Consider the following 20283-nt stretch of genomic DNA (forward strand, 5'->3'; position numbering starts at 1 on the left):
CCCGGTAAGAGCGGTGAAAGGCGTTGCCAGTGCGCGTCAGTGAGTAATGTGCGGTCTTTTTGCATCTTCAAAGCTACTTTAATTGTTCACGCGTCCTAGTACGGATTCTAGAAGAGCGGGATAATCAGCACGAACGTCATGACCAGCGACAGGTAAAACCACCCCATGAGCTGGCCCCGGTAGCGGCGCGGCATCCGGTTGCTGAGCACCAGCATGGCCGCGATAACCAGCAGCAAGTGCGCCACCACAAACACCATAGTTTTCACCCAGTTGCTGACAATGGTGTTCTCCTCCTGGTACTGGTTGGCCTCGCCCAGCCCCGAGGTGAGGAATTGTAGGCTGAAAAAAGCCACGGTTTCGAAGGCCACAAAAAACAGCAGCCCGGCCACCAAGGCCGATTTCGAAGATTTTTCGCTGATATCTGCCATTTGAGTTAGTGCCGGGGGCGGCCCTGCACCTCCGCCGTGCGCGCCTTGATGTAGAGTTCCTCCACTTTGGTGCGGGCCCAGGGCGTGCGCCGCAAAAAGCTCAGGCTCGACTTGATGCTGGGGTTTTCGGCAAAGCAGTTCATGCGCAGCCGGGCATCGAGCTCGGGCCAGCCGTAAGCGGCCACCAGGTACTCTAGGATTTGGGCGAGCGTCACGCCGTGCAGCTCGCGGATGAGGTGGCCGGATTCGTCGCGGGCGTCGGCAGCACGGAGGAAAGACATAGGAACAGAAGCAGCTAAAAGAAAGGCAAAGTTCGCAAAAACCCGGGCTCGCACGCACGATGCGCCCCGGTCCGGCGTTATTTTTGGGCCACGCCGTCTTATGCCGCCTCCTCCCCGCGCCTCCCGCAAAGCCAAACCCGCCCCCCGCACGCCCCGCCGCCAGTGGCAGCGCGTGCTGCTGGCCGGGCTACTGCTGGGGCTGGTGCTGGGCGCAGCGTACTACCTGCGCCACCGCGTGCAAATAAACCGCTACGCCCGCCGTACCTGGGCTACCTTCACGCAGGGAGGCCTCACGGGCCGCGAAAAAACGCCCTTGCTGACCGGCTACACCGTGCACGGCATCGACGTGTCGGCGTATCAGGGCCGCATCGACTGGCCCGAAGTGGCCCGCCACAACGTGCGCTTTGCCTTCATCAAAGCCAGCGAAGGCGCTACGCTGCGCGATGCCCGCTTTGCCCGCAACTGGCGCGAGGCCCGCAAGGCCGGCGTGCTCTGCGGGGCCTACCACTACTTCCATCCCAAGCGAAGCGGCAAGGCGCAAGCCGACTTGTTTGCCCGCACCGTGCCCCTCAAACCCGGCGATTTGCCGCCCGTGCTCGACGTGGAAGCCTCCAATTTCCACGACGTGGCCGTGATGCGCCGGGAAGTGGCCCGCTGGCTGCGCCTCGTCGAGGCGCATTACGGCGTGCGTCCCATTCTGTATTCCAACCACAGCTTCTACCAGCGCCACCTGGCCGGGCACTTCGACGACTACCCGCTCTGGCTGGCCCACTACGAAGTGGCGCGCCCCGCCATGGCCCCCACCAAGTGGATAATCTGGCAGCACTCCGACGAAGCTTACGTACCAGGCATTCGCGGCGTGGTCGATTTCAACGTTTTCCAGGGCAATTTCAAGGCCTTGCAGGCCCTGCGCGTGCCTGCCGCCGTGGCGCCACCCGCCAAGGCCGCTCGGCGCTAACCCAACTGCCGCTGAGCACGTTGTGGCGAAACTGCATTCTGATTCCTCCCGGCAAGCAGCGGCGGCTGGGAGTTCGAACCCGACTAGGCTGGGAGTTTTCTACTATTTTTGGTAAGATGCAGCACTTCGTGAATACCCGTTTTTTGCAGATGTACCGGTGGGACTTCCGCCTGCTGCCCCTGCTGGTGCTGGGCGTTCTGGCTTCGTGCGGTGGCACCCGTAGCGTTACCAAAAGCCCCACGGCCCTACGCGGTGCCTACACCCAAAAGGGGCTGGGCTCGTACTACGCCAATAAATTTGCCGGCCGGGCCACTGCCAGCGGCTCCATCTACCGGCCCGGCGAAATGACGGCCGCCCACCTCACGCTGCCCTTCGGCACCCTCATTCGCGTTACCAACACCCGCAACGGGCGCTTCGTGGACGTGACCGTAACTGACCGCGGCCCACACACCAAAGGCTACATCGTGGACGTGTCGCGCCGCGCTGCCGTGCAGCTCGACATCATCGAGGCTGGGGTGGTGCCGGTGGTGGTCACGGTGCTCAAACCGGCCGGCAGCTCCCGCTAGGTCCGTTGCTGGCTTTATCAACTTCCCCCTTATGAACATCCGCAAGAAAGTACGCTGGTCGCTCCCGCCCGGCACCAACCGCTACGCCGCCCTCGACCTGTGGGTGGCCGCCGCCGAAGACGAAGGCTGGTCGGAAGCGGAAATTCAGTACGTCCTCGACGAAGTGGTCGAAGCCGAGGACAACGCCAAGGGCCTGGAAGTGCTGGACTGGTACACGTACAAATAGCTTTCGTTCGCTCATCGCAGCTTGTAAAGCACTGCGCTGGTCAGATTGCCTGGGACGGTCCGACCGGGCCCAAGCGACTACCGGTTTACTGGTGCTTGCCTACTTACAAAACGCTAGTTCGGCAGTGCCACCGGGCGCACTGCTTGGCGCAGCCAGGTGCCCGCCAGCGCAGCCACTCCGCCCACCAAACCCGCCAGCACGCCCGTCACCAGCAGCAAGGCCACGGCCGAGCCGCCCAGTGGCAGCAGCTGGGCCACGCGCCCCGCCAGCAGGTTGTCGTTTTGGTGCGAAAGCCAGGCGGCGGGAATCAGCCAACTCAGGCCAGCGCCGCCAAACCCCGCCCCAAAGGCCGCCCAGGCCGACGGTGCCAGGCTGAACCCGATGGCAAACGCCACCACAGCCATGCTCCACCAGGGCAGGTCGAGCTGAACGGCCGAGGAGAGCACGAGTATGAGCAGCAGGAGCAGCCAGGGATTACGCCAATTCATGTGGGCAAAGTAAGGTGAACGGCGCGATTACGCAGCGGCCAGTACGTCGGCGTCGTTGTTAGCCGGCGAATTCACGCGCTTGCTGACGACGTACTCCCGCATGGCAGCCGCATCGTAGGCCACGAGCAGCTGCTGGTGCGCGGCCGGGCCCAGGCCATCGTCGAGCCAAGCTTGCTCGGCGCTGCGGGTGGGCAGAATGACGGGCATGCGGTTGTGAATACTGGTCATCAGCGCGTTGGGTTCGGTAGTGATGATGGTGAAGGTGGGGTGCCGTTCGCCGGTGCCGCGGTCCAGCCACTCGTCCCAGAGGCCGGCGAAGGCAAAGGGCTGTTCGTTACGCAGCAGAATGCGGTGCGGCACCTTGCCCGCGGGCGTGGCCTGCCATTCGTAGAAACTATCGGCCAGCACCAAGCAGCGCCGCCGCCCCAGCAGCTGCCGAAACGAGGGCTTCTCGGCCAGCGTCTCGGCGCGGGCGTTGATGGGCTTGGGGCCGACGGCAGCGTCTTTGCTCCAGCTGGGCACAAGGCCCCAGCTCAGCAGCTGAATCTGGCCGGGCGCAGCGTTGGTGATGACGGGCAGGCGCTGGGAGGGCGCGGCGTTGTAGTTGGTGGGCGCCGGCTCCGCGAAGCGGGCGTCGAAACGCTGCTCCACGGCGAGCGCGGGCGCGATGAAGGTGTAACGACCACACATAAAACTGTCATGCTGAGCGCAGCGAAACATCTTTTCGCGTTCGCTGGCGATGAGAGATAATTGCTACTCCTCAACGATTTCAGACGCAAAAAGATGCTTCGCTGCGCTCAGCATGACAAGCGTTTACCGATACAGCAGCTCGTAGTATTCCTTGGCCATGCGGCCCGACTCAAACTCGGGCTCTACGTCCTTCATGGCGGTTTTCACCACTTTCAGAAACTGCTTGGGCTGGTCGTAGTACATCGGCACCACGGTGTTTTCGAGCACGTCGAGCAGCACGGTGGCCTCCTGGTCATCCTTCACCTGCTCGGGCAAATGCTCGTCGGAATGCGGGATGAGGAAGCCGTTCTCGCCGTCGCGGCAGAACTCGGGAATCCAACCGTCGGCGATGCTCAGGTTGACGCTGGCGTTCATGGCGGCGGTCATGCCGCTGGTGCCGCTGGCTTCGCGCGGGAAGCGAGGCGTGTTCAACCAGATATCGGAGCCCTTTTTCAGGGCAGCCGAGAGGCCCAGCTCGTAGCCGGTGAGCACGGCGCAGTTTTCCAGGTGGGCCGTGCGCTTGATGATTTCATTGAACAGGTCCACCGCGCCAAAGTCCTTGGGATAGGGCTTGCCGGCCCAAATAATTTGGATGGGCCGCTCAGCGTTGGTGGCCAGCGCCACAAAGCGGTCGAAGTGACGCAGGATGAGGTCGGCGCGCTTGTAGCCAGCAAAGCGACGGGCCCACACCACGGTCAGCACTTCGGGGTCGAAGAGGTTGCCAGTCTGGTCGGCTACTATTTTGAACAGGTCCTGCTTCAGCTCGCGCTTGCGGGCCAGCAAGGCCGCATCGTCCTTGGCCTTGTGGGCGGCGGCCAGCTGCGGGTCGCGCCAGTAGGCGCCGTTCTGGCTGTTGGTGATGGGAATGATGGGGCAAATGCCTTCGTAGTGGCCCCACATGTCGAGGCTCACGAGGCCGTGCACCTTGCTCACGGCGTTGGCCTTGCGGGCAAAGCGCAGGGCGGTGAGCGTGTAGTTGAGCGCGTCGTTTTCGATGCGGGCCACGCGGCGCACTTCCTCCTCGGGCACTTCGCCGAAGAAGCTCATGTCGGTGAGCAGTTGCATGGGGCGCTCCTCGTTGCCGGCCAGCTCAGGAGTGTGCGTGGTGAACACCAACCGCTTTTGCACCTCGGCCAGGTCGCGGCCGTGCTTTTCGTAGAGGTAAAACGCCAGCGGCAGGCCGTGGCCTTCGTTGAGGTGGTACACGTCGGTTTTGCGGCCCAGCAGGTCGAGCAGGCGCCCACCGCCCACGCCCAGCAGGATGCTTTGGGCTACGCGGGCGGCGGCGTCCGGGTCGTAGAGGTGGTGCGAGATGGTGCGCGAGAGGTGGTCGTTTTCTGCGATGTCCGTGGTCAGGAAGAACATGGGCACGGTGTCGAACACCTCCGGCGCCAGGTACAAGGCTTTCACGAACACGTCGGCGCCGTGAATAGTAATGGGAAACACCAGGCCGGTGTCTTCCAAAAACGAGTAGTGCTTGTGACGGAACTCAGCCCGCATGGTCTGGTTGGCATTGCGGCCCTGGTCATAGTAGCCGAAGCTCCACAGGATGCTGATGCCGACCAGGTTCTGCTTGAGCTCGTAGGCGGAGCGCATGTGCGAGCCGGCCAGGAAGCCCAGGCCGCCGGAGTACGTTTTCAGGGCTTGGTCGATGCCAAACTCCATGGAGAAGTACGCGGCCGCGGTTTTGTATTTGGCGGCGGGCGCGTAAGGTTTAAAGGTAAAGGCCATGAAAAGTTGTTGAACAGGCAACGGCCTGCGCTGAAGGGAAATTGCTGAGTAAGAACACCCAAGCCGAAGCGTCAGGCCCCAGCCGGTTGGGGCTGCAAGGTCCGCAACATTCCACTGAAAAAGCAATATCCTTCCGCGTTACCAGCACCTGGAGGCTTCACCGCAAAGGTTTGCGGTGAAGCCAACCATCTGACAATCAATAGCTATTTTTTATTTAACTGTTTGCCAGTCGGGCCTGTGCATCTGGCTACACCTCCTCGATGCCTTTGAGTTGCTGCAGCTTGCGCAGCGTTTGCTGCGAGGCCTGGTGCTGGCGCTCCACGGCTTGGCGGGCGGCGCCGGTCAGGCTGGCATCCGCCAGGGCTTCCCCATAGGCTTTGATGGCCCACTCTTCGCCGTAAATGTTGGAGTCGAGGATGCTTTTCTCGTCGCGGCCGGTCACCACGGCTTTAGCGTCCATAAAGCCCCGGTAAAACTTGCCCTTGAGGGTGGTGCTGCTCTCGGCGTCGCCACCGGCGGCGCGGGCAAAGCCGTTGATTTCGTTCGCAAACTGCTCGCTCTGCTGCACCAGCTGCTGGTAGTAAGCCTGGTTTTGCGGGTCTTTGGTTTCGTGAGCGGCGGTTTTATAGCCCTCGATTCGGTCGTTCACGAATAGGGCCAGCTCGTTGAGCGTGTCGGCCAGTTTGGACGTATCAGCCATGGATAACGGATGTGGGTTTAGTGAAATAATGCGCACGCGGCACCAAGCCACCGTAGCCCGGCACGCTCCGCCAAACGGTAACGGAAGCCGGGGAACCCAAGTTGACGTTGAACACCGTTTTGTTGGATAAGTGCTATTGCACCAGACACCTAACTGCTCTCGTGAGCCCGTGTTGCTGTTCACCTACGCCAGGGGAGGCGCCTGTGACAGGGACCGCAGCTTTTCCTCGAGCTCTTGCGCCGCCTGAGCGCAGGCCGTTTCTATCTTCAAAAACAAAGACAAAAGGGCCGCCATGGTTTCCTGGCTGGCACCGTCGCCAACGGAAGTCAGGTTCACCACCATCTCCTGAATGGATTTGGTGGCGTCCTCCAATTCCGGATCCATGCCCATGGTGGCGAAGGTGGGAATGATAGAATGCGTGGCGCGCTTGAGGGCAATCCAGTCTTTTTCGGCAATGGCCTTTTTCATGGTTTGCACCAGCTGCGGAATTTCCTGCAGGTAGAGGCCTATCATCTCGGCCATGCGGGCGTCGCTTTTGGTTATTCGTTTCAGGTAGTCGAAGTTGACGCAGGTTGGGGGCGGGGTTGGCAGCGCGGCCGGGCGCGGCGCAGCGGTCTGGTCGAAGTCGGACTGCTTGAGGTACTTAATTATTTTGCTGTAGAGCAGCTTGTCGTCGATGGGCTTCGAGATGTAGTCGTTCATGCCCACGGCCTTGCATTTCTCCACGTCCACCGTCGTCACGTCGGCCGTCAGGGCAATAATGGGCACGGTGAGGCGCAGCTCGTTGCGGATGTATTCGGTGGCCTCAAACCCGTTCATGACCGGCATCTGCAGGTCCATGAGCACGATGTCGTAGCGGGTGGCGCGCAGCTTTTCGAGGGCTATTTTTCCGTTGCCGGCCACGTCCATCGCAAAGCCGAAGTCTTCGAGCAGCGTCTTCATCAACAGCTGGTTGAGGGCAATATCTTCTACCACCAGAATTTTGACGTCTTTAAAGCCCGTTTCCAGCTCGATGAGGAGGCCCGATTCGGCGTCGGCCTTCTCGGTGGTTTTGCCGAAGCTCAGGATGAAGCTGAACGTGGAGCCCACGCCCACCCGGCTTTTCACGCTGATGGTGCCGCCCTGGGGCTCCACCAGGTTTTTCACGATGGCCAGGCCCAGCCCCGTGCCGCCGTACAGGCGGTTGGTGCCGCTGGTGGCCTGCTGAAAATCGTCGAACACAGTGCCCAGCTTGGCTTCCTCGATGCCGATGCCGGTGTCGGTCACGGCAAATTCCAGGATGACTTTCTCCTTGTCCTGCACCAGCATGCGCACGCCCACCGTGATGGTGCCTTCGCTGGTAAACTTCACAGCGTTGCTCACCAGGTTGAGAATGACCTGGTGCAGGCGCACCGGGTCGCCCACCAGCACTTCCGGGATTTTGGCGTCGTACTCCATCACCAGCTCCAGGTTTTTTTCCTGAATCTTGGTTTCGAACAGGTACACCATGGCCGACACCGAGGCCGAGAGGTTGAAAGGTATTTGCTCGAAGGTCATCTTGCCCGCGTCCACCTTGGCCAGGTCCAGAATGTCGTTGATGAGCACAATCAGGGTGTCGCCGCTGAGCTTGATGGCCGTCAGGTACTCCTTCTGCTTGTCGGTCAGTTCCGTCTTCAGCACCACCTTCGTAAAGCCGATGATGGCGTTCATGGGCGTCCGGATTTCGTGGCTCATGTTGCTGAGAAACTGTTGCTTGGCTTTCACCGCGTTTTCGGCGATGCCGGTGGCGCTTTCTGCTTTGGCCTGGGCTTCCACGGCCAGCACGGTGGCGCGCTCGGCGGCAAATTTGGCCTCAATCAGCTCGGTGGCAATGCGCTTCTGGTCGGTCACGTCGCGGGCCACAATCACCACGCCCAGCACCTTGCCCTCGTCGTTCTTATACACCGACCCGTTGAACAGCACATCCGTCAGCTTGCCGTCTTTGTGGCGCAGGGTGAGGGGCGAATCGGCCACGGTGCCCTTGGCAAACACCTCCTGGTAGACTTCGCGCGCCATCTGCGGGTCGGTGAAGTACACGAAGAAATCGGAGCCAATGAGCTGGTCGCGGTCCATGCCGGTGATGTTCACCGTGGCCTGGTTCATGTCCGTAATTTTTCCCTCCGGGCTGATGGTCACCAGCGGGTCGCGGCTGGCCTCAATCAGCCCGCGGGCGTAGTTGGCCACGCGCAGCTCGGCCGCCCGCTTCACCTTTTCGTCGTTCTGAAACGCCAGCTCCTTGTTGGCAATGACCAGCTCGGCGGCCCGCTTTTCCTTCTCGTCGTTCTGAAACGCCAGCTCGATGTTGGCAATGCTCAGCTCCTGCGCCCGCTTTTCCTTTTCGTCGTTTTGGAAGGCCAGCTCCGCATTAGCAATGATTAGTTCTTGCGCCCGCTTTTCCTTTTCGTCGTTTTGGAAGGCCAGCTCCTTGTTGGCAATGCTAAGCTCGGCCGCACGCTTCTCCTTCTCGTCGTTCTGAAACGCCAGCTCGGTATTGGCCACGCTCAACTCCTGCGCCCGCTTTTCTTTCTCGTTGTTCTGAAACGCCAGCTCCACGTTGGCCACGCTCAATTCCTGTGCTCTTTTCTCCTTCTCGTCGTTCTGAAAGGCCAGCTCTTCGTTGGCAATGCCTAACTCAGCCGCTCTTTTTTCCTTTTCGTTGTTTTGAAAAGCGAGTTCTTCGTTGGCAATGCCTAACTCAGCCGCCCGTTTCTCTTTCTCGTCGTTTTGGAACGCCAGCTCTTCGTTGGCAATGCTGAGCTCCTGCGCTCTTTTCTCCTTCTCGTCGTTTTGGAACGCTAATTCTTCGTTGGCAATGCTCAGCTCCTGGGCCCGTTTCTCTTTCTCGTCATTCTGGAACGCTAATTCTTCGTTGGCAATGCTGAGCTCGGTCGCCCAGTTTTTTTCGGCCACTTCCCGGGCCACGAGCACCGCGCTCTGCGCCGCGCCGCGGTCGTCTTTGTTCACGGAGCCGTCGAGCAGCACCTCGGTTAGGGTACCGCTGGCGTGGCGGAGCGTAAGCGGCACATTGCTGACCGCCCCCTTGGCCGTCACCTCCCGGTAGGCCTCGCGCACCATTTCCGGCGCCGTAAAAAGGGAGAAAAAATCAGCCCCCATCAGGGTGTCGCGGTCCGTGCCCGTGAGCGTTACCGCGGCCTCGTTGGCGTCCAGGATGACGCCTTGCAGGTCAACAGTAATCAATAAATCCTGGCTGGCCTCTATCAGCCGACGGTGTTTCTTTTCGCTTTCCTTCATCGTGGTGGAAGCACCGGACCTACTGGCAGGCGTTGACTTATTTATAATTTAAGACAGGAACCTGCCCACGAATGGATGCCGGATTCCATTTCACTTGTTAAAAACTACCTTAATATTGACTAAGTGCAAAAAGGCCCAAGCGTGTTTTCACCACCTTCCTAGGCGCCACCTAAGGTACCGGTTTTATGCGCCAGAAAACTTTACGGTGGGTACTCGCGCACCCGCAGCAAGGCAGGTTCATGTCACCTCAAACGGCCTCTTAGGGCTCCTTATCCTTGTAAGTCGCGGGTTGCTGCCGGGCATCATCACCATAAGGGCAGCGGCTGGGCGGCTTGGGTACTCGCAGGGGTCGCGTAGGTGGGCTTGGCGGCGGACTCTCTGGTGCCCGCCGGGCGGATGGTTGCCCTCGTACGGCGAACGAATCCGTTACTTTGTCCTTCGAATCCACCCTACTCTTTTTCTGCATGCGTCTTCTTCATTTGGTGCCCGCTGCTGCCCTGTGGCTGCTGGGGGCCGCGGCCCCCGCTCAGGCCCACAAACGCCCCGATGCGCCTGCCGCGCCCACGGCCAAACCTGCCACCGTCACCCGCATCGACCCTACTTTTTGGTGGGTGGGCATGAAAAACCCCAAGCTGCAGCTGCTGGTGCACGGGCCCGGCATCGGGAGCAGCACCCTTACGCTGAACTACGCCGGGGTGACCCTCGACGGCGTGCAGAAGATGGAAAGCCCGAACTACCTGCTGGTGAATCTGACCATCGGCCCAGACGCCAAGCCGGGCAAACTGCCCCTGCAGTTTCAGGGCGCCAAGAAGGTGAAATATGAGTACGAGCTGCGCGCCCGCAACACTGACCCTGGCCGGGTGCAGGGCGTGACTTCGGCCGACTTTGTGTACCTGCTCATGCCCGACCGGTTTGCCAACGGCGACCCAAAGAATGACGTCATCAAGAGCACCAACGTAGGCCGCGTGGCCCGCGACTCGATGTACGCCCGCCACGGCGGTGACCTCAAAGGCATCGAAAACCACTTTGATTATTTAAAAGAGTTGGGCGTGACGGCCATCTGGCCCACGCCGGTGGTGGAAAACAATCAGCCCAAAGCCAGCTACCACGGCTACGCCCTCACCGACTACTACGCCGTGGACCCGCGCTACGGCGCCAATGCCGAGTACGTGGGCTTCGTAAAAAAGGCCCACGCCAAGGGCCTGAAGGTGATTCATGACGTGGTGCTCAACCACATGGGCTCGCAGAACTACCTGTTTCGGGACCAGCCGGCCCGGGACTGGTTCCACCAGTGGCCCAGCTACACGCGCAGCAACTTCCGCGATGCGGCCTTCAACGACCCCTACGCCGCCACGCAGGACCGGAAGCTATTTGGCGAGGGGTGGTTTGACCTGCACATGCCCGACCTGAACCAGAGCAACCCGCTGGTGGCCACGTACCTCATTCAGAACTTCCTGTGGTGGGTGGAGAACACCGGGCTGGACGGCTACCGCATTGATACTTATGCTTATTCGGAGCGCAACTTTCTGATGCAATGGGGCGCGGCCATTCAGGCAGAGTACCCCCAGCTGGGTATGTTTGGTGAGACGTGGGTGCAGGGCACGAGCCAGCAGGCCTACTTCGCGCAGAACATTTTCCCGGAGGTGCAGGGCTTTAAGTCAAACCTGCCCGGTGTCACGGATTTCCAGTTGTACTACGCCATCAACGAGACCCTGACCAAGGACGCGGGCTGGACTGAGGGCATCAACAAGCTTTACTACACCCTGCAGGCCGACTGGATGTACCAGGACCCCATGCGCAACGTGCTGTTCCTCGACAACCACGACCTGAGCCGCTACTATTCGGTGATTAGCGAGGATTTTCAGAAATATAAGATGGGCCTGGCCTGGCTGCTGACGTGCCGTGGCATTCCGCAGCTCTACTACGGCACCGAAGTACTGATGAAGAACTTCAGCGACCCCGACGGCAAGGTGCGCGAGGACTTCCCCGGCGGCTGGCCCGGCGATAAGAAAAACCTCTTTGTGGCCGCCGGCCGCAACGCCCAGGAGCAGGAGGCTTTTCGCTACGTGAGCACCCTGGCCACCTACCGCCGCACCCATCCCGCGCTGCACAGCGGCAAGCTCATGCAGTTTATCCCGGATGCGGGGGTGTACACCTACTTCCGGTACTCCGACGCCGGAACGGTGATGGTGATGATGAACTCCGGCAAAGACGAGAAGACCGTGGACCTAACGCGGTTTGCGGAGCGGCTGAACGGCTTCACATCGGGCGTGGAGGTGACCTCGGGGGCGGCAATTTCAGACCTTCGGGCGCTGAAGATTCCGGGGCGGACGGCTTGGGTGGTGGAGCTGCGGAAGTAGGATTCTTATATTGGGGTTCCCGCAGAGGAACGCAGAGGATACGCGGAGGTTCGCAGATGATTATGCACGAGAACGATATTTCTTTTTTGATTCGGAAGGCGGCATTTGAGGTGCACACTGCCCTGGGACCGGGGCTGTTGGAGTCGGTTTATGAAACGGCTTTGGCTTATGAAATAAGGCAGCTCGGCCTGGAACTCCGCAGTCAGGTGCCTCTGCCCATGCATTATAAATCGGAACGAATGGATGTTGGCTTTCGGCTGGATTTGTTGGTTGAAGAGCGGGTAATCGTTGAAATCAAATCCGTAGACAGCCTGCTCGATGTGCATCACAAGCAGTTGCTGACTTACCTGAAGCTGTCTGGCCTCAAATTGGGCTTGTTGATAAACTTCAACGTGGCGCACGTTAAAGAGGGAATTGTCCGGAAAGTTAACGGCTTGGATTAGCCTCAGCGAACCTCTGCGTACCCTCTGCGTTCCTCTGCGGGAACCCCATAACCACTACTCAATGACCGACCTCACCGGCCACGTAGCCATCGTAACCGGCGCCAGCCGCGGCATTGGCCGGGCCGTGGCGCTGCTCCTCGCCTTGCAAGGTGCCAGGGTAGTAGCCGTGGCCCGCAGCGAAGAAGAATTAACAGAGCTCACCAACAAGACCAAGGGGCTTAGCCTGATAGCGGATGTGGCCCTGGAATCTGACGCGCAGCAGGTGGTGGAGAGCACGCTGCTGCACTACGGACGGCTCGATATTCTAGTGTGCAACGCCGGCGTGGGCTCGTTCAACGAGTTGGAGCACTTCACCGCCTCGGAGTGGGACCGAATATTTGACACCAACGTGAAGGGTACCTTTCTCATGTGTAAGGCGGTGGTGCCCCATTTCAAGGCCCAGAAAAAAGGCCACATCGTGGGCATTGCTTCCGACGTGGCCAAGCGCACGTTTGCCCACGGCACGGCTTACGGCGCCAGCAAATTTGCCCAGGACGCCGTGCTGGCCAGCCTGCGCAAAGAAGTGCGCCCGCACGGGGTGAAGGTGAGCACCATTTACCCGGGCCTGGTCGACACGTATTTCAACGACACCACCCCCGGCAGCCCGGAGGCCGAAAAGACCCACCTGCGCCCTTCCGATGTAGCCCAGGCCGTGCGCTACGTGCTCGAAGCCCCGCCCCACGTGGTGATAGATGAGCTCATGCTGCACCCCCTCACGCAGGAATGGTAGCACTGTCGCAAAGTGAAGCTGCCCTCGAGCAGGGCCTTGCCCAGTCACAATTCCGGGTTAACAGTGCTTTACCCAGGGATAAACCCGTTATCTTACGGCCCTTATGCGTAAACATCTCCTCATTGCTGCCGGAGCCCTCGTTCTGGCGTCTTACCTTTTGCCTGCAACTACTGCCGTGGCTCAGACTGCTACCGACCCCAACACCACCACCGAAGTTCCAAAGGATAACAAGCTGGTTATTTACCAGTTGATGCCCCGCCTATTTGGCAACAAAGTGGCCCTCAACAAGCCCTACGGCTCGATTTCCGAAAACGGCTGCGGCAAGTTCAACGACATTACCGACAAGGCCCTCGACGAAATCAAGAAGATGGGCGTGAGCCACGTCTGGTACACCGGCGTGATTGAGCACGCCACCATGACGGACTACTCCAGCCAGGGCATTCCGGCCGACGATGCCGACGTGGTGAAGGGCCGCGCGGGCTCGCCCTACGCCATCCGGGACTACTACGACGTGGCCCCGGACCTGGCCGTGGTGGTCAAAAACCGCATGCCGGAGTACGAGGCCCTCATCAAGCGCACCCACGACAAGGACCTGAAGGTGCTCATGGACTTCATTCCGAACCACGTGGCCCGCTCCTACCGGTCCGACGCCAAGCCGCTGGGCGTGGTGGACCTGGGCACCCTGGACGATAAAACCAAGGCTTTCGCGCCGAACAATAACTTCTACTACCTGCCCGGCAAGAGCTTTGCGGTGCCCGCCGGCTACAACCCGCTGGGCCCGCTGAAGGGCCCGCGCGAGGACGGCAAGTTCTTTGAAGTGCCCGCCAAAGCCACTGGCAACGACGTGTTTTCGGCCGCGCCCAGCATCGACGACTGGTTTGAAACCGTGAAGCTGAACTACGGCGTAGACTACCAGAACGGCCGCAAAACCGCCTTCGCGCCCGTGCCCGACACCTGGAAGAAGATGCGCGACATCCTGGTGTACTGGGCCGGCAAAAACGTGGACGGCTTCCGCTGCGACATGGCCGAAATGGTGCCGCTTGAGTTCTGGGCCTATGTGATTCCGGAGGTAAAAAAGGTGAACCCCGACATCATTTTCATTGCCGAAGCCTACAACCCCAAGGAGTACAGCGCCTACCTCACCACGGGGAAATTTGACTTTCTCTACGACAAAGTGGGCCTCTACGACAACCTGCGGAAGCTGATGCAGCAGCAGGGTACCACCGAGGACATCACCAAGGTCTGGAAGGAGGAGAGCAACGGCTTTTCCTCAAAAATGCTGCGCTTCCTGGAAAACCACGACGAGCAGCGCATTGCCTCCAAGGACTTTGCCACCGACCCGCGCCGCGCCATTCCGGCCATGACCGTGACGGCCACCCTGGCCAGCGGCCCCGTGATGCTGTATTCGGGCCAGGAAGTGGGCGAGCCCGCTAACGGGGCCGAAGGCTTCAGCGGCGAAGACGGCCGCACCACCATTTTCGACTACTGGGGCGTGCCCGAGCACCAGAAGTGGCTGAACCAGGGCAAGTTCGACGGGGCCAGGCTCAGCCCGGAGCAAAAGGACCTGCGCGACTTCTACGCCCGCCTGCTGAACGTGGCCGGCAGCAGCGAGGCCATTCGCAAGGGCCGCTTCTACGAGCTGCAGGACGCCAACAACCTGGGCAAGGAGTACAACCAGCGTCACCTCTATGCCTTTCTGCGCCACACCGCGGCCCAGCAGGTGCTGGTGGTGGTCAACTTCAGCGCCGACAAAACCTACCGGCCCGTCATCACCATTCCGGCCGCGGCCATGCGGGCCATGGGCCTGAGCGCGTCCAAGGTCTACACCTATACCGACTTGCTGAACGGTGGCGAGCCGCGCAATGCGCTCAACCTGAACCTGGCGCCGAATTCGGCCTATATTTTCGAAATTAAGTCCCGGTAGCGCTACCGGAGTCCGGCCCGGAATTAGTAAGTTTGAAGGCCGTGCCGCCCCCTGATTCCGGGGCCGCGCGGCCTTCACTTTTTCCTTTTTCTCCCAATGGCCGCTTCCACCGCCGTTTCCCCGGCCAGCACCCAGCAGAAACCCCGCCTCAGTTTCTGGCAAATCTGGAACATGAGCTTCGGCTTTCTGGGCATTCAATTCGGCTTTGAGCTGCAGAATAACAACATAAGCCGCATTTTCGAAACCCTGGGGGCCAACAAGGACGACATTCCCATTCTGTGGATTGCCGCCCCACTCACGGGCCTGGTGGTGCAGCCGATAATCGGCTATTTTTCGGACCGCACCTGGCACCCGTACTGGGGGCGGCGGCGGCCATTTTTCCTCATTGGGGCCGTGCTCGCCACCCTGGCCCTCATCATCATGCCCAATTCGTCGGTGCTGTGGATGGCCGGCAGCATGCTCTGGATTCTCGACGCCAGCATCAACATCAGCATGGAGCCCTTCCGGGCGTTTGTGGGCGACAAGCTGCCCAGCGAGCAGCGCACGACTGGTTTTGCCATGCAGAGCTTCTTCATCGGCGTGGGCTCGGTGATTGCGGCGCTGCTGCCGTGGGTGTTCACCAACTGGTTTCACCTGAGCAACACCGCCGCCAGCGGCGAAATCCCGCCTTCGGTGAAATGGTCGTTCTATTTCGGCGCCGGCGCCTTCCTGCTGGCCGTGATGTACACCGTGTTTACCAGCACGGAAACCCCACCCGAAAACATGGAAGAATTTCGGCGGGAAAATGCCGAGGTGAGCATTGGGCAGGGCATCAAGGAATCGTTTATGGGCATTTTTTCCATGCCCACTGCCATGCGCCAGCTGGCGCTGGTGCAGTTTTTCACGTGGTTTGCGCTGTTTGCGATGTGGATTTATTCCACCAACGCCGTCACCAGCAACATCTACAACATGAAGGTCGACACGGCCTTCTTCACCAAAATAAGCGGCTTCATTGACAGCCGCGCCCAGCAGCCGGCCACCGAGAAGGAACAGAAAGAGCTGAAATCGCTGCAACAGGACACCCGGGAAATTAAGCAGTTCCAGTCCGAGAACCCCAACAAAATACTCACCGTCAACCTCGCCAACTACTACGCCACCAACGGCAGCCCCACGCCCGCCGAACAGGCCACGCTGCAGCGCGTGAAGCAGCAGTTCAACGACGGCGCCGACTGGCTCAGCCTCACGTCGTCGGTGCGCAACGGCGTGGCCGCGCTGTTTGCCTTCATCATTCCGCTGATTGCCGCGCGCACCAGCCGGCGCAAAACCCACATGCTCTGCCTGCTCATTGGCGGCCTGGGCCTGCTGTCCCTCCAGCTCATCACCAACCCCGACTTCATCATCGTGTCGATGGCCATGGTGGGCATTGCCTGGGCCAGCATCCTGTCCATGCCCTACGCCATTCTGGCCGGCTCGCTGCCCGCCAACCGGATGGGTTACTACATGGGCGTATTCAACTTCTTTATTGTGATTCCGCAGATAGTGGCGGCCACCATTCTGGGCTACTGCACCATGCACTTTTTCCAGGGCAATACCCTGCATACCATTGCGTTGGGCGGCGCCTCCATGGTGCTGGCCGGGCTGCTCACGCTGCGGGTCAAGGACGCGGACGATGACAACCGCCTGCCCCTGCAGGAACCCGCCGTAACGCTGGGGTACAACACCCTGGGCCAGGCCAATCCCGAAGTATAGGCACGCAGTCTTTCCTGCGTATTTCCGCGCTTTTTCTACTTCAACTCACGTCCGTGTTGAGTCCAGCGGCAGGCACTGCTACCCCGCGTCCCTAGCTGCTTAGCAACGCTTCGGCTACTTCGCGCCCCGTGGCAAGGGCCGCGTTCAGCGAGGGATAAGCGGCCCAGTCGCCGCAGCGGTACAGGCCCTCGGTCAGCTTGAGGGGCTGCCGCGCGGGCTGCCCGGCCAGGTACAGGGGCAGGGCGGCCGGAATCCGGTAGCTGCGCAAGTGCTGCCACTGCCGGGCCGCCGGGCCAAACCACGCCACCAGTTCCTCGTGCACCCCGGCCGTGAGTTCGGCTTCCGAGAGGCTGCGTTCGCCGTGGGTGCTCACCGATATGAGGGCCCGGCCGGCCGGCGCATACGCCCCGCTCACATCGGCCGGGAAGCTCACGTTGTGCGCCAGGGCGCCGGGCATGGCATTCAGGCGCAGGAGCTTGTCGTTGCGGCCGGGCGAGTGGCCGCCCGGGGTGGCAAAATACGTGCAGGTGGTGATGCGGGCCGCCGTGGGAAAGCTCCCGGCCTGGGCCGCGAGGCCCTCGTCGGCGTTGCCGCTGCGGCCGGCCAGCAGGCGCAGGGCAGCCAGGCCGTCGGTGGCCAGCACCACGGCCGCGCCCTCCAGCACCTGCCCGGAAGTGAGGCGCACCCGCGTGCCGTCTATGCCGGCCACGGGGCTGTTGAGGCGCACCGCGCCGGCGGGAAGCCGGGCGGCCAACTGCTCGGGCAGCTGCTGCATGCCTAGCGTCGGAATGGCCGCCTCGCCGGTCACGAACTGCTGGAACACGAACTCGAAGAAATTGCTGGCGGTAGTCAACTCCCGGTCGAGAAAAACGCCCCCAAAAAACGGTTTGAAGAAGTTGTTAATCATCTGCTCGCTCCAGCCGTAGCGCCGCAGAAAAGAGAGCGTGTCGGTGGCGGGGCGGGCCAGCAGCTCCTCGGGCGTGTGCTTGAGCACGTGGCGCACCAAGCTGAGAATGCGGAGCTTGTCGGGCAGCGAACCAATGGCCGACGTGAGAGCCGAAAAAGCGGCCATCGGGCGCTGCAAGGGGTTTTGCAGGGTAGTTTCGCGGCCATCGGCCAGCCGGATGACGGCACCGGAGCGAAACGACTTCAGATGCAAAGCCCCGTAATCGAAAATGCGCCGCGCCTCGGGGTAGTTGGTGAGCAGCACCTGGAAGCCCCGGTCGAGCCGGAAGCCGTCGGCGGTGACGTCGGTGCGCACGCGGCCGCCCACGGCGTCGGCCGCCTCCAGCACAATTACCGGCCGGCCGGCGCGGTGCAGCCACGTGGCGCAGGCCAGGCCCGCCATGCCCGCGCCAATGATGATAATGGGATTTGAAGAACTCATGAAGAAATTACTGGCACCGGAAACCCGGCCCGGGCGGGAATGTTGCTTAAACCGGAAAAACAACGGATATTGCCACCGGCAAAGCACCTGCCACTACCCTACCTTACGCAGGAAAACGGGCAAAAGCTGCGGCAGCGCTAAAACAGCTTGGGCATCTTGCGCTCTTTCCACTTTTTGCGCGTCTTCATCGTCCAGAACTCCGCCACGCCGTCGCGCCGCAGGCTGAGCTGCCACGCGCCCATCGGCTGGCCCAGGCGGTAGCCCGTGGCCTGGTCCTGCGGAAACTGCTTTTTGATAAGGGCATAATCGGCAGCGGCAATGTCGGTGCCCACCTCGCCGTGGCAGCGCAGGCACAGCGCGTTGTTCAGCACAATGGGCCGCTGGTAGAAGAACACCTCCTGCGACTCCCGGGTGACGGTGCGGGTGGTGTCGGTGCGCATGGCGGCGGCGGTGAGCGTGGCCTGCTGGGCGGCGTTGCGGGGCCGCGCACTCACGCGCCGGGCCGTGGCCTTCATCAGGCCGGCCAGCGAATCGACAAGGCGGTAGGTTTCGGGCCGGCAAAAAGCGGCGGCTTGGGCCACGCCACCGGCGGCCAACTCCCGGGCCAGGGTTTGCCGCAGTAGGGTATCAGCCGTGGCCGTGAGGGAGTCGCCGGCCCAGCGCGTGGCCTTAAGCAGGTCCTTGGGCATGATGCGCTTCACTTCCCAATTGGCTGTCTCAATGCCAATGCGCTTCGAGTCTTTGAGGTGTTCGATTTGGTCGGGCCGGCAGGCGGAGGCCACCAGCAGCAGGGCGAACAGGCAAAACCGATTTTTCAAGAGGAGGTGTGACATGCTAGGGCAGAAACCCGGAACACGGCCCGGCGCGTTCCTGTGTAATCGTTCAAAAGCGAATGGTTTGTCAGTTGCTCGTTGTTAGTTGTCAGCCAGTATTTTACCTGGGCGCTAACAACCAACAATTAATAACTAACAACTTCGAGCAGAAGGTGGGTTTTGAGTTGTTCGTAATCAACCGCCAAGGGCACACTTCGTTTGGGCCGGTTTTGCAGATGTTGTACGGCAGCCGGCAGCGGAATGGTCTGGCCAATGAGGGGCTCCACCACCGCGGGAAACTTGACGGGGTGCGCCGTGGCCAAAAGTAACCCGGCCGCGCCCGAATGCGCCGCCTGGTAGCGTCGCAAGGCCGCGTACGCCACGGCGCCGTGGGGGTCCAGCAGGTAGCCGTGCTCCGTCCACGCCTGCCGGATGGCGGCCACAGTATCGGCGTCGCTCACGGTGTCGGCGCTCAGGGCGGCCCGCAGCTTATTCACGTCGTTGCCAAACAGCTCCAGAATACGCACGAAATTGCTGGGGTTGCCCACGTCCATGGCGTTGGAGAAGGTGGGCACCGCCGGCCGGGGCGCGAAAGTGCCGGTGCGCAGATAGGCGGGCACCGGCTCGTTGGCGTTGCAGGCCGCAATAAAATGGCCCAGCGGCAGCCCCGAAGCCTGCACCAGCAGCCCGGCGCACAGGTTGCCGAAGTTGCCACTCGGCACCGCCACCACCGGCGCGGGCGCGCCGGCAGGCCACTGCTGCCAGGCAAAGCAGTAGTAGAGCTGCTGCGGCAGCCACCGGGCTACGTTGATAGAATTGGCCGAGGTGAGGAAGCGCCGCCGCGCCAGTTCGAGGTCCTGAAACGCCTGCTTCACCAGGGCTTGGCAGTCGTCGAAAGTGCCACTCACTTCCAGCGCCGTGATGTTCTGGCCCAGGGTGGTGAGCTGCTGCTCCTGCACGGGGCTCACCTTGCCCGACGGATACAGGATGATTACCTCCACGCCCGGCACGCCCAAAAAACCGCTGGCCACGGCCCCGCCCGTGTCGCCGGACGTGGCCACCAGCACCGTCACGGGCGGCGTGTCGCCGCGCTGCGCGAAGTAGCCCAGTGTCCGGCTCATAAACCGCGCCCCCACGTCCTTAAACGCTAGCGTAGGCCCGTGAAACAGCTCCAGCGCCGACACGCCCTCCTGCACTGGCACCAGCGGAAACTCAAAATCCACGGCTTCGGCGCAGATGCGCTGCAGGTCGCTGTCGGGGATGGTAGTGCCCACATAAGGACGCATCACGTTCACGGCCACCGTGGCTTTGCTCAGGCTGCGCATCTCGCGCAGCAAGCCCGCCGGCAGCTTCGGAATGGTTTCGGGGAAATAAAGCCCGCCATCCGGGGCCTGCCCGGTGATGGTGGCCGTGCGAAAATCAACCGGCGGCGACTGGTGGCGGAGGCTGTAGTATTTCATCTGGCAGTGAGCAGTGAGCAGTG

18 protein-coding genes are annotated in these 20283 nt (G+C 61.3%); 8 read left to right on the top strand and 10 right to left on the bottom strand.

Annotated elements, in window-relative coordinates:
* Positions 1-107: 107 nt before the first annotated feature.
* Positions 108-428, bottom strand: coding sequence for a hypothetical protein (locus tag BEN47_RS05955; RefSeq protein WP_070726129.1), 321 nt, complete (start codon positions 426-428; stop codon positions 108-110).
* Between the two features lie 5 nt (positions 429-433).
* The gene (locus BEN47_RS05960; protein WP_070726131.1) at positions 434-709 is read right to left on the bottom strand and encodes a VF530 family protein; all 276 of its coding nucleotides are present in this window, start codon (positions 707-709) and stop codon (positions 434-436) included.
* 100 nt (positions 710-809) lie between these two features.
* On the opposite strand from BEN47_RS05960, the gene BEN47_RS05965 reads away from it, so the two are divergent.
* The 3 genes from BEN47_RS05965 (at position 810) to BEN47_RS05975 (ending at position 2459) form a co-directional block, all read left to right on the top strand.
* A complete protein-coding gene (locus BEN47_RS05965) occupies positions 810-1667 on the top strand; it encodes a glycoside hydrolase family 25 protein (protein WP_070726132.1) in 858 nt (285 codons plus the stop codon).
* A gap of 116 nt (positions 1668-1783) precedes the next feature.
* A complete protein-coding gene (locus tag BEN47_RS05970; RefSeq protein WP_070726134.1) occupies positions 1784-2233 on the top strand; it encodes a septal ring lytic transglycosylase RlpA family protein in 450 nt (149 codons plus the stop codon).
* A 31-nt stretch (positions 2234-2264) separates the two neighbouring features.
* Positions 2265-2459: a hypothetical protein gene (locus BEN47_RS05975; RefSeq protein ID WP_070726136.1), complete on the top strand. Its 195-nt coding sequence runs from the start codon at positions 2265-2267 to the stop codon at positions 2457-2459.
* 113 nt (positions 2460-2572) lie between these two features.
* Here the strand turns inward: BEN47_RS05975 and BEN47_RS05980 are convergent, their stop codons facing one another.
* The 5 genes from BEN47_RS05980 to BEN47_RS06000 all read right to left on the bottom strand — a co-directional run bounded on the left by BEN47_RS05980 (position 2573) and on the right by BEN47_RS06000 (position 9377).
* The gene (locus BEN47_RS05980; RefSeq protein WP_070726138.1) at positions 2573-2947 is read right to left on the bottom strand and encodes a hypothetical protein; all 375 of its coding nucleotides are present in this window, start codon (positions 2945-2947) and stop codon (positions 2573-2575) included.
* A 27-nt stretch (positions 2948-2974) separates the two neighbouring features.
* Entirely contained in the window at positions 2975-3637 is a 663-nt protein-coding gene (locus BEN47_RS05985) for an SOS response-associated peptidase (protein ID WP_070726141.1), read from the bottom strand.
* Between the two features lie 123 nt (positions 3638-3760).
* Positions 3761-5407, bottom strand: a complete 1647-nt coding sequence (gene glgP, locus BEN47_RS05990; RefSeq protein WP_070726145.1) for an alpha-glucan family phosphorylase — start codon at positions 5405-5407, stop codon at positions 3761-3763.
* A 247-nt stretch (positions 5408-5654) separates the two neighbouring features.
* Positions 5655-6107 (bottom strand): PA2169 family four-helix-bundle protein, encoded by a 453-nt coding sequence (locus tag BEN47_RS05995; protein ID WP_070726149.1) that lies wholly within the window; start codon positions 6105-6107, stop codon positions 5655-5657.
* Positions 6108-6290: 183 nt separating this feature from the next.
* Positions 6291-9377 carry a PAS domain S-box protein gene (locus tag BEN47_RS06000; RefSeq protein WP_070726152.1) on the bottom strand — a complete coding sequence of 1029 codons (3087 nt, stop codon included), beginning with the start codon at positions 9375-9377 and terminating at the stop codon, positions 6291-6293.
* 464 nt (positions 9378-9841) lie between these two features.
* Here BEN47_RS06000 and BEN47_RS06005 point away from each other — a divergent pair, with 464 nt between their 5' ends.
* From BEN47_RS06005 to BEN47_RS06025, 5 genes are all read left to right on the top strand, one after another.
* Complete coding sequence (locus BEN47_RS06005; RefSeq protein ID WP_083322164.1) at positions 9842-11737, top strand: glycoside hydrolase family 13 protein; 1896 nt, start codon at positions 9842-9844, stop codon at positions 11735-11737.
* A 62-nt stretch (positions 11738-11799) separates the two neighbouring features.
* Positions 11800-12180 carry a GxxExxY protein gene (locus BEN47_RS06010; protein WP_070726156.1) on the top strand — a complete coding sequence of 127 codons (381 nt, stop codon included), beginning with the start codon at positions 11800-11802 and terminating at the stop codon, positions 12178-12180.
* 61 nt (positions 12181-12241) lie between these two features.
* A complete protein-coding gene (locus BEN47_RS06015) occupies positions 12242-12949 on the top strand; it encodes an SDR family oxidoreductase (RefSeq protein WP_070726158.1) in 708 nt (235 codons plus the stop codon).
* A gap of 175 nt (positions 12950-13124) precedes the next feature.
* A complete protein-coding gene (locus tag BEN47_RS06020) occupies positions 13125-14873 on the top strand; it encodes an alpha-amylase family glycosyl hydrolase (protein WP_438830499.1) in 1749 nt (582 codons plus the stop codon).
* Positions 14874-14969: 96 nt separating this feature from the next.
* On the top strand, positions 14970-16601 hold the full coding sequence (locus BEN47_RS06025; protein WP_070726167.1) for an MFS transporter: 1632 nt from the start codon (positions 14970-14972) through the stop codon (positions 16599-16601).
* Between the two features lie 91 nt (positions 16602-16692).
* Here BEN47_RS06025 and BEN47_RS06030 read toward each other — a convergent pair whose 3' ends face one another.
* The 3 genes from BEN47_RS06030 to thrC all read right to left on the bottom strand — a co-directional run bounded on the left by BEN47_RS06030 (position 16693) and on the right by thrC (position 20260).
* Entirely contained in the window at positions 16693-17988 is a 1296-nt protein-coding gene (locus BEN47_RS06030; RefSeq protein ID WP_070726170.1) for a protoporphyrinogen/coproporphyrinogen oxidase, read from the bottom strand.
* 137 nt (positions 17989-18125) lie between these two features.
* A complete protein-coding gene (locus BEN47_RS06035) occupies positions 18126-18821 on the bottom strand; it encodes a c-type heme family protein (RefSeq protein ID WP_083322165.1) in 696 nt (231 codons plus the stop codon).
* Between the two features lie 125 nt (positions 18822-18946).
* Positions 18947-20260, bottom strand: a complete 1314-nt coding sequence (thrC, locus tag BEN47_RS06040; RefSeq protein WP_070726174.1) for a threonine synthase — start codon at positions 20258-20260, stop codon at positions 18947-18949.
* Positions 20261-20283: the final 23 nt, after the last annotated feature.

It is taken from the genome of Hymenobacter lapidarius, from assembly GCF_001816145.1.
Lineage (GTDB): Bacteria > Bacteroidota > Bacteroidia > Cytophagales > Hymenobacteraceae > Hymenobacter > Hymenobacter lapidarius.

Coding starts and splice junctions, on each gene's coding strand:
- BEN47_RS05970 (WP_070726134.1), top strand. CDS start 1,784: ATGCAGCACTTCGTGAATACCCGTTTTTTGCAGATGTACCGGTGGGAC.
- BEN47_RS05960 (WP_070726131.1), bottom strand. CDS start 709: ATGTCTTTCCTCCGTGCTGCCGACGCCCGCGACGAATCCGGCCACCTC.
- BEN47_RS06015 (WP_070726158.1), top strand. CDS start 12,242: ATGACCGACCTCACCGGCCACGTAGCCATCGTAACCGGCGCCAGCCGC.
- BEN47_RS06005 (WP_083322164.1), top strand. CDS start 9,842: ATGCGTCTTCTTCATTTGGTGCCCGCTGCTGCCCTGTGGCTGCTGGGG.
- thrC (WP_070726174.1), bottom strand. CDS start 20,260: ATGAAATACTACAGCCTCCGCCACCAGTCGCCGCCGGTTGATTTTCGC.
- BEN47_RS05975 (WP_070726136.1), top strand. CDS start 2,265: ATGAACATCCGCAAGAAAGTACGCTGGTCGCTCCCGCCCGGCACCAAC.
- BEN47_RS05985 (WP_070726141.1), bottom strand. CDS start 3,637: ATGTGTGGTCGTTACACCTTCATCGCGCCCGCGCTCGCCGTGGAGCAG.
- BEN47_RS06000 (WP_070726152.1), bottom strand. CDS start 9,377: ATGAAGGAAAGCGAAAAGAAACACCGTCGGCTGATAGAGGCCAGCCAG.
- glgP (WP_070726145.1), bottom strand. CDS start 5,407: ATGGCCTTTACCTTTAAACCTTACGCGCCCGCCGCCAAATACAAAACC.
- BEN47_RS05955 (WP_070726129.1), bottom strand. CDS start 428: ATGGCAGATATCAGCGAAAAATCTTCGAAATCGGCCTTGGTGGCCGGG.
- BEN47_RS06025 (WP_070726167.1), top strand. CDS start 14,970: ATGGCCGCTTCCACCGCCGTTTCCCCGGCCAGCACCCAGCAGAAACCC.
- BEN47_RS05965 (WP_070726132.1), top strand. CDS start 810: ATGCCGCCTCCTCCCCGCGCCTCCCGCAAAGCCAAACCCGCCCCCCGC.
- BEN47_RS05995 (WP_070726149.1), bottom strand. CDS start 6,107: ATGGCTGATACGTCCAAACTGGCCGACACGCTCAACGAGCTGGCCCTA.
- BEN47_RS06010 (WP_070726156.1), top strand. CDS start 11,800: ATGCACGAGAACGATATTTCTTTTTTGATTCGGAAGGCGGCATTTGAG.
- BEN47_RS06030 (WP_070726170.1), bottom strand. CDS start 17,988: ATGAGTTCTTCAAATCCCATTATCATCATTGGCGCGGGCATGGCGGGC.
- BEN47_RS06035 (WP_083322165.1), bottom strand. CDS start 18,821: ATGTCACACCTCCTCTTGAAAAATCGGTTTTGCCTGTTCGCCCTGCTG.
- BEN47_RS05980 (WP_070726138.1), bottom strand. CDS start 2,947: ATGAATTGGCGTAATCCCTGGCTGCTCCTGCTGCTCATACTCGTGCTC.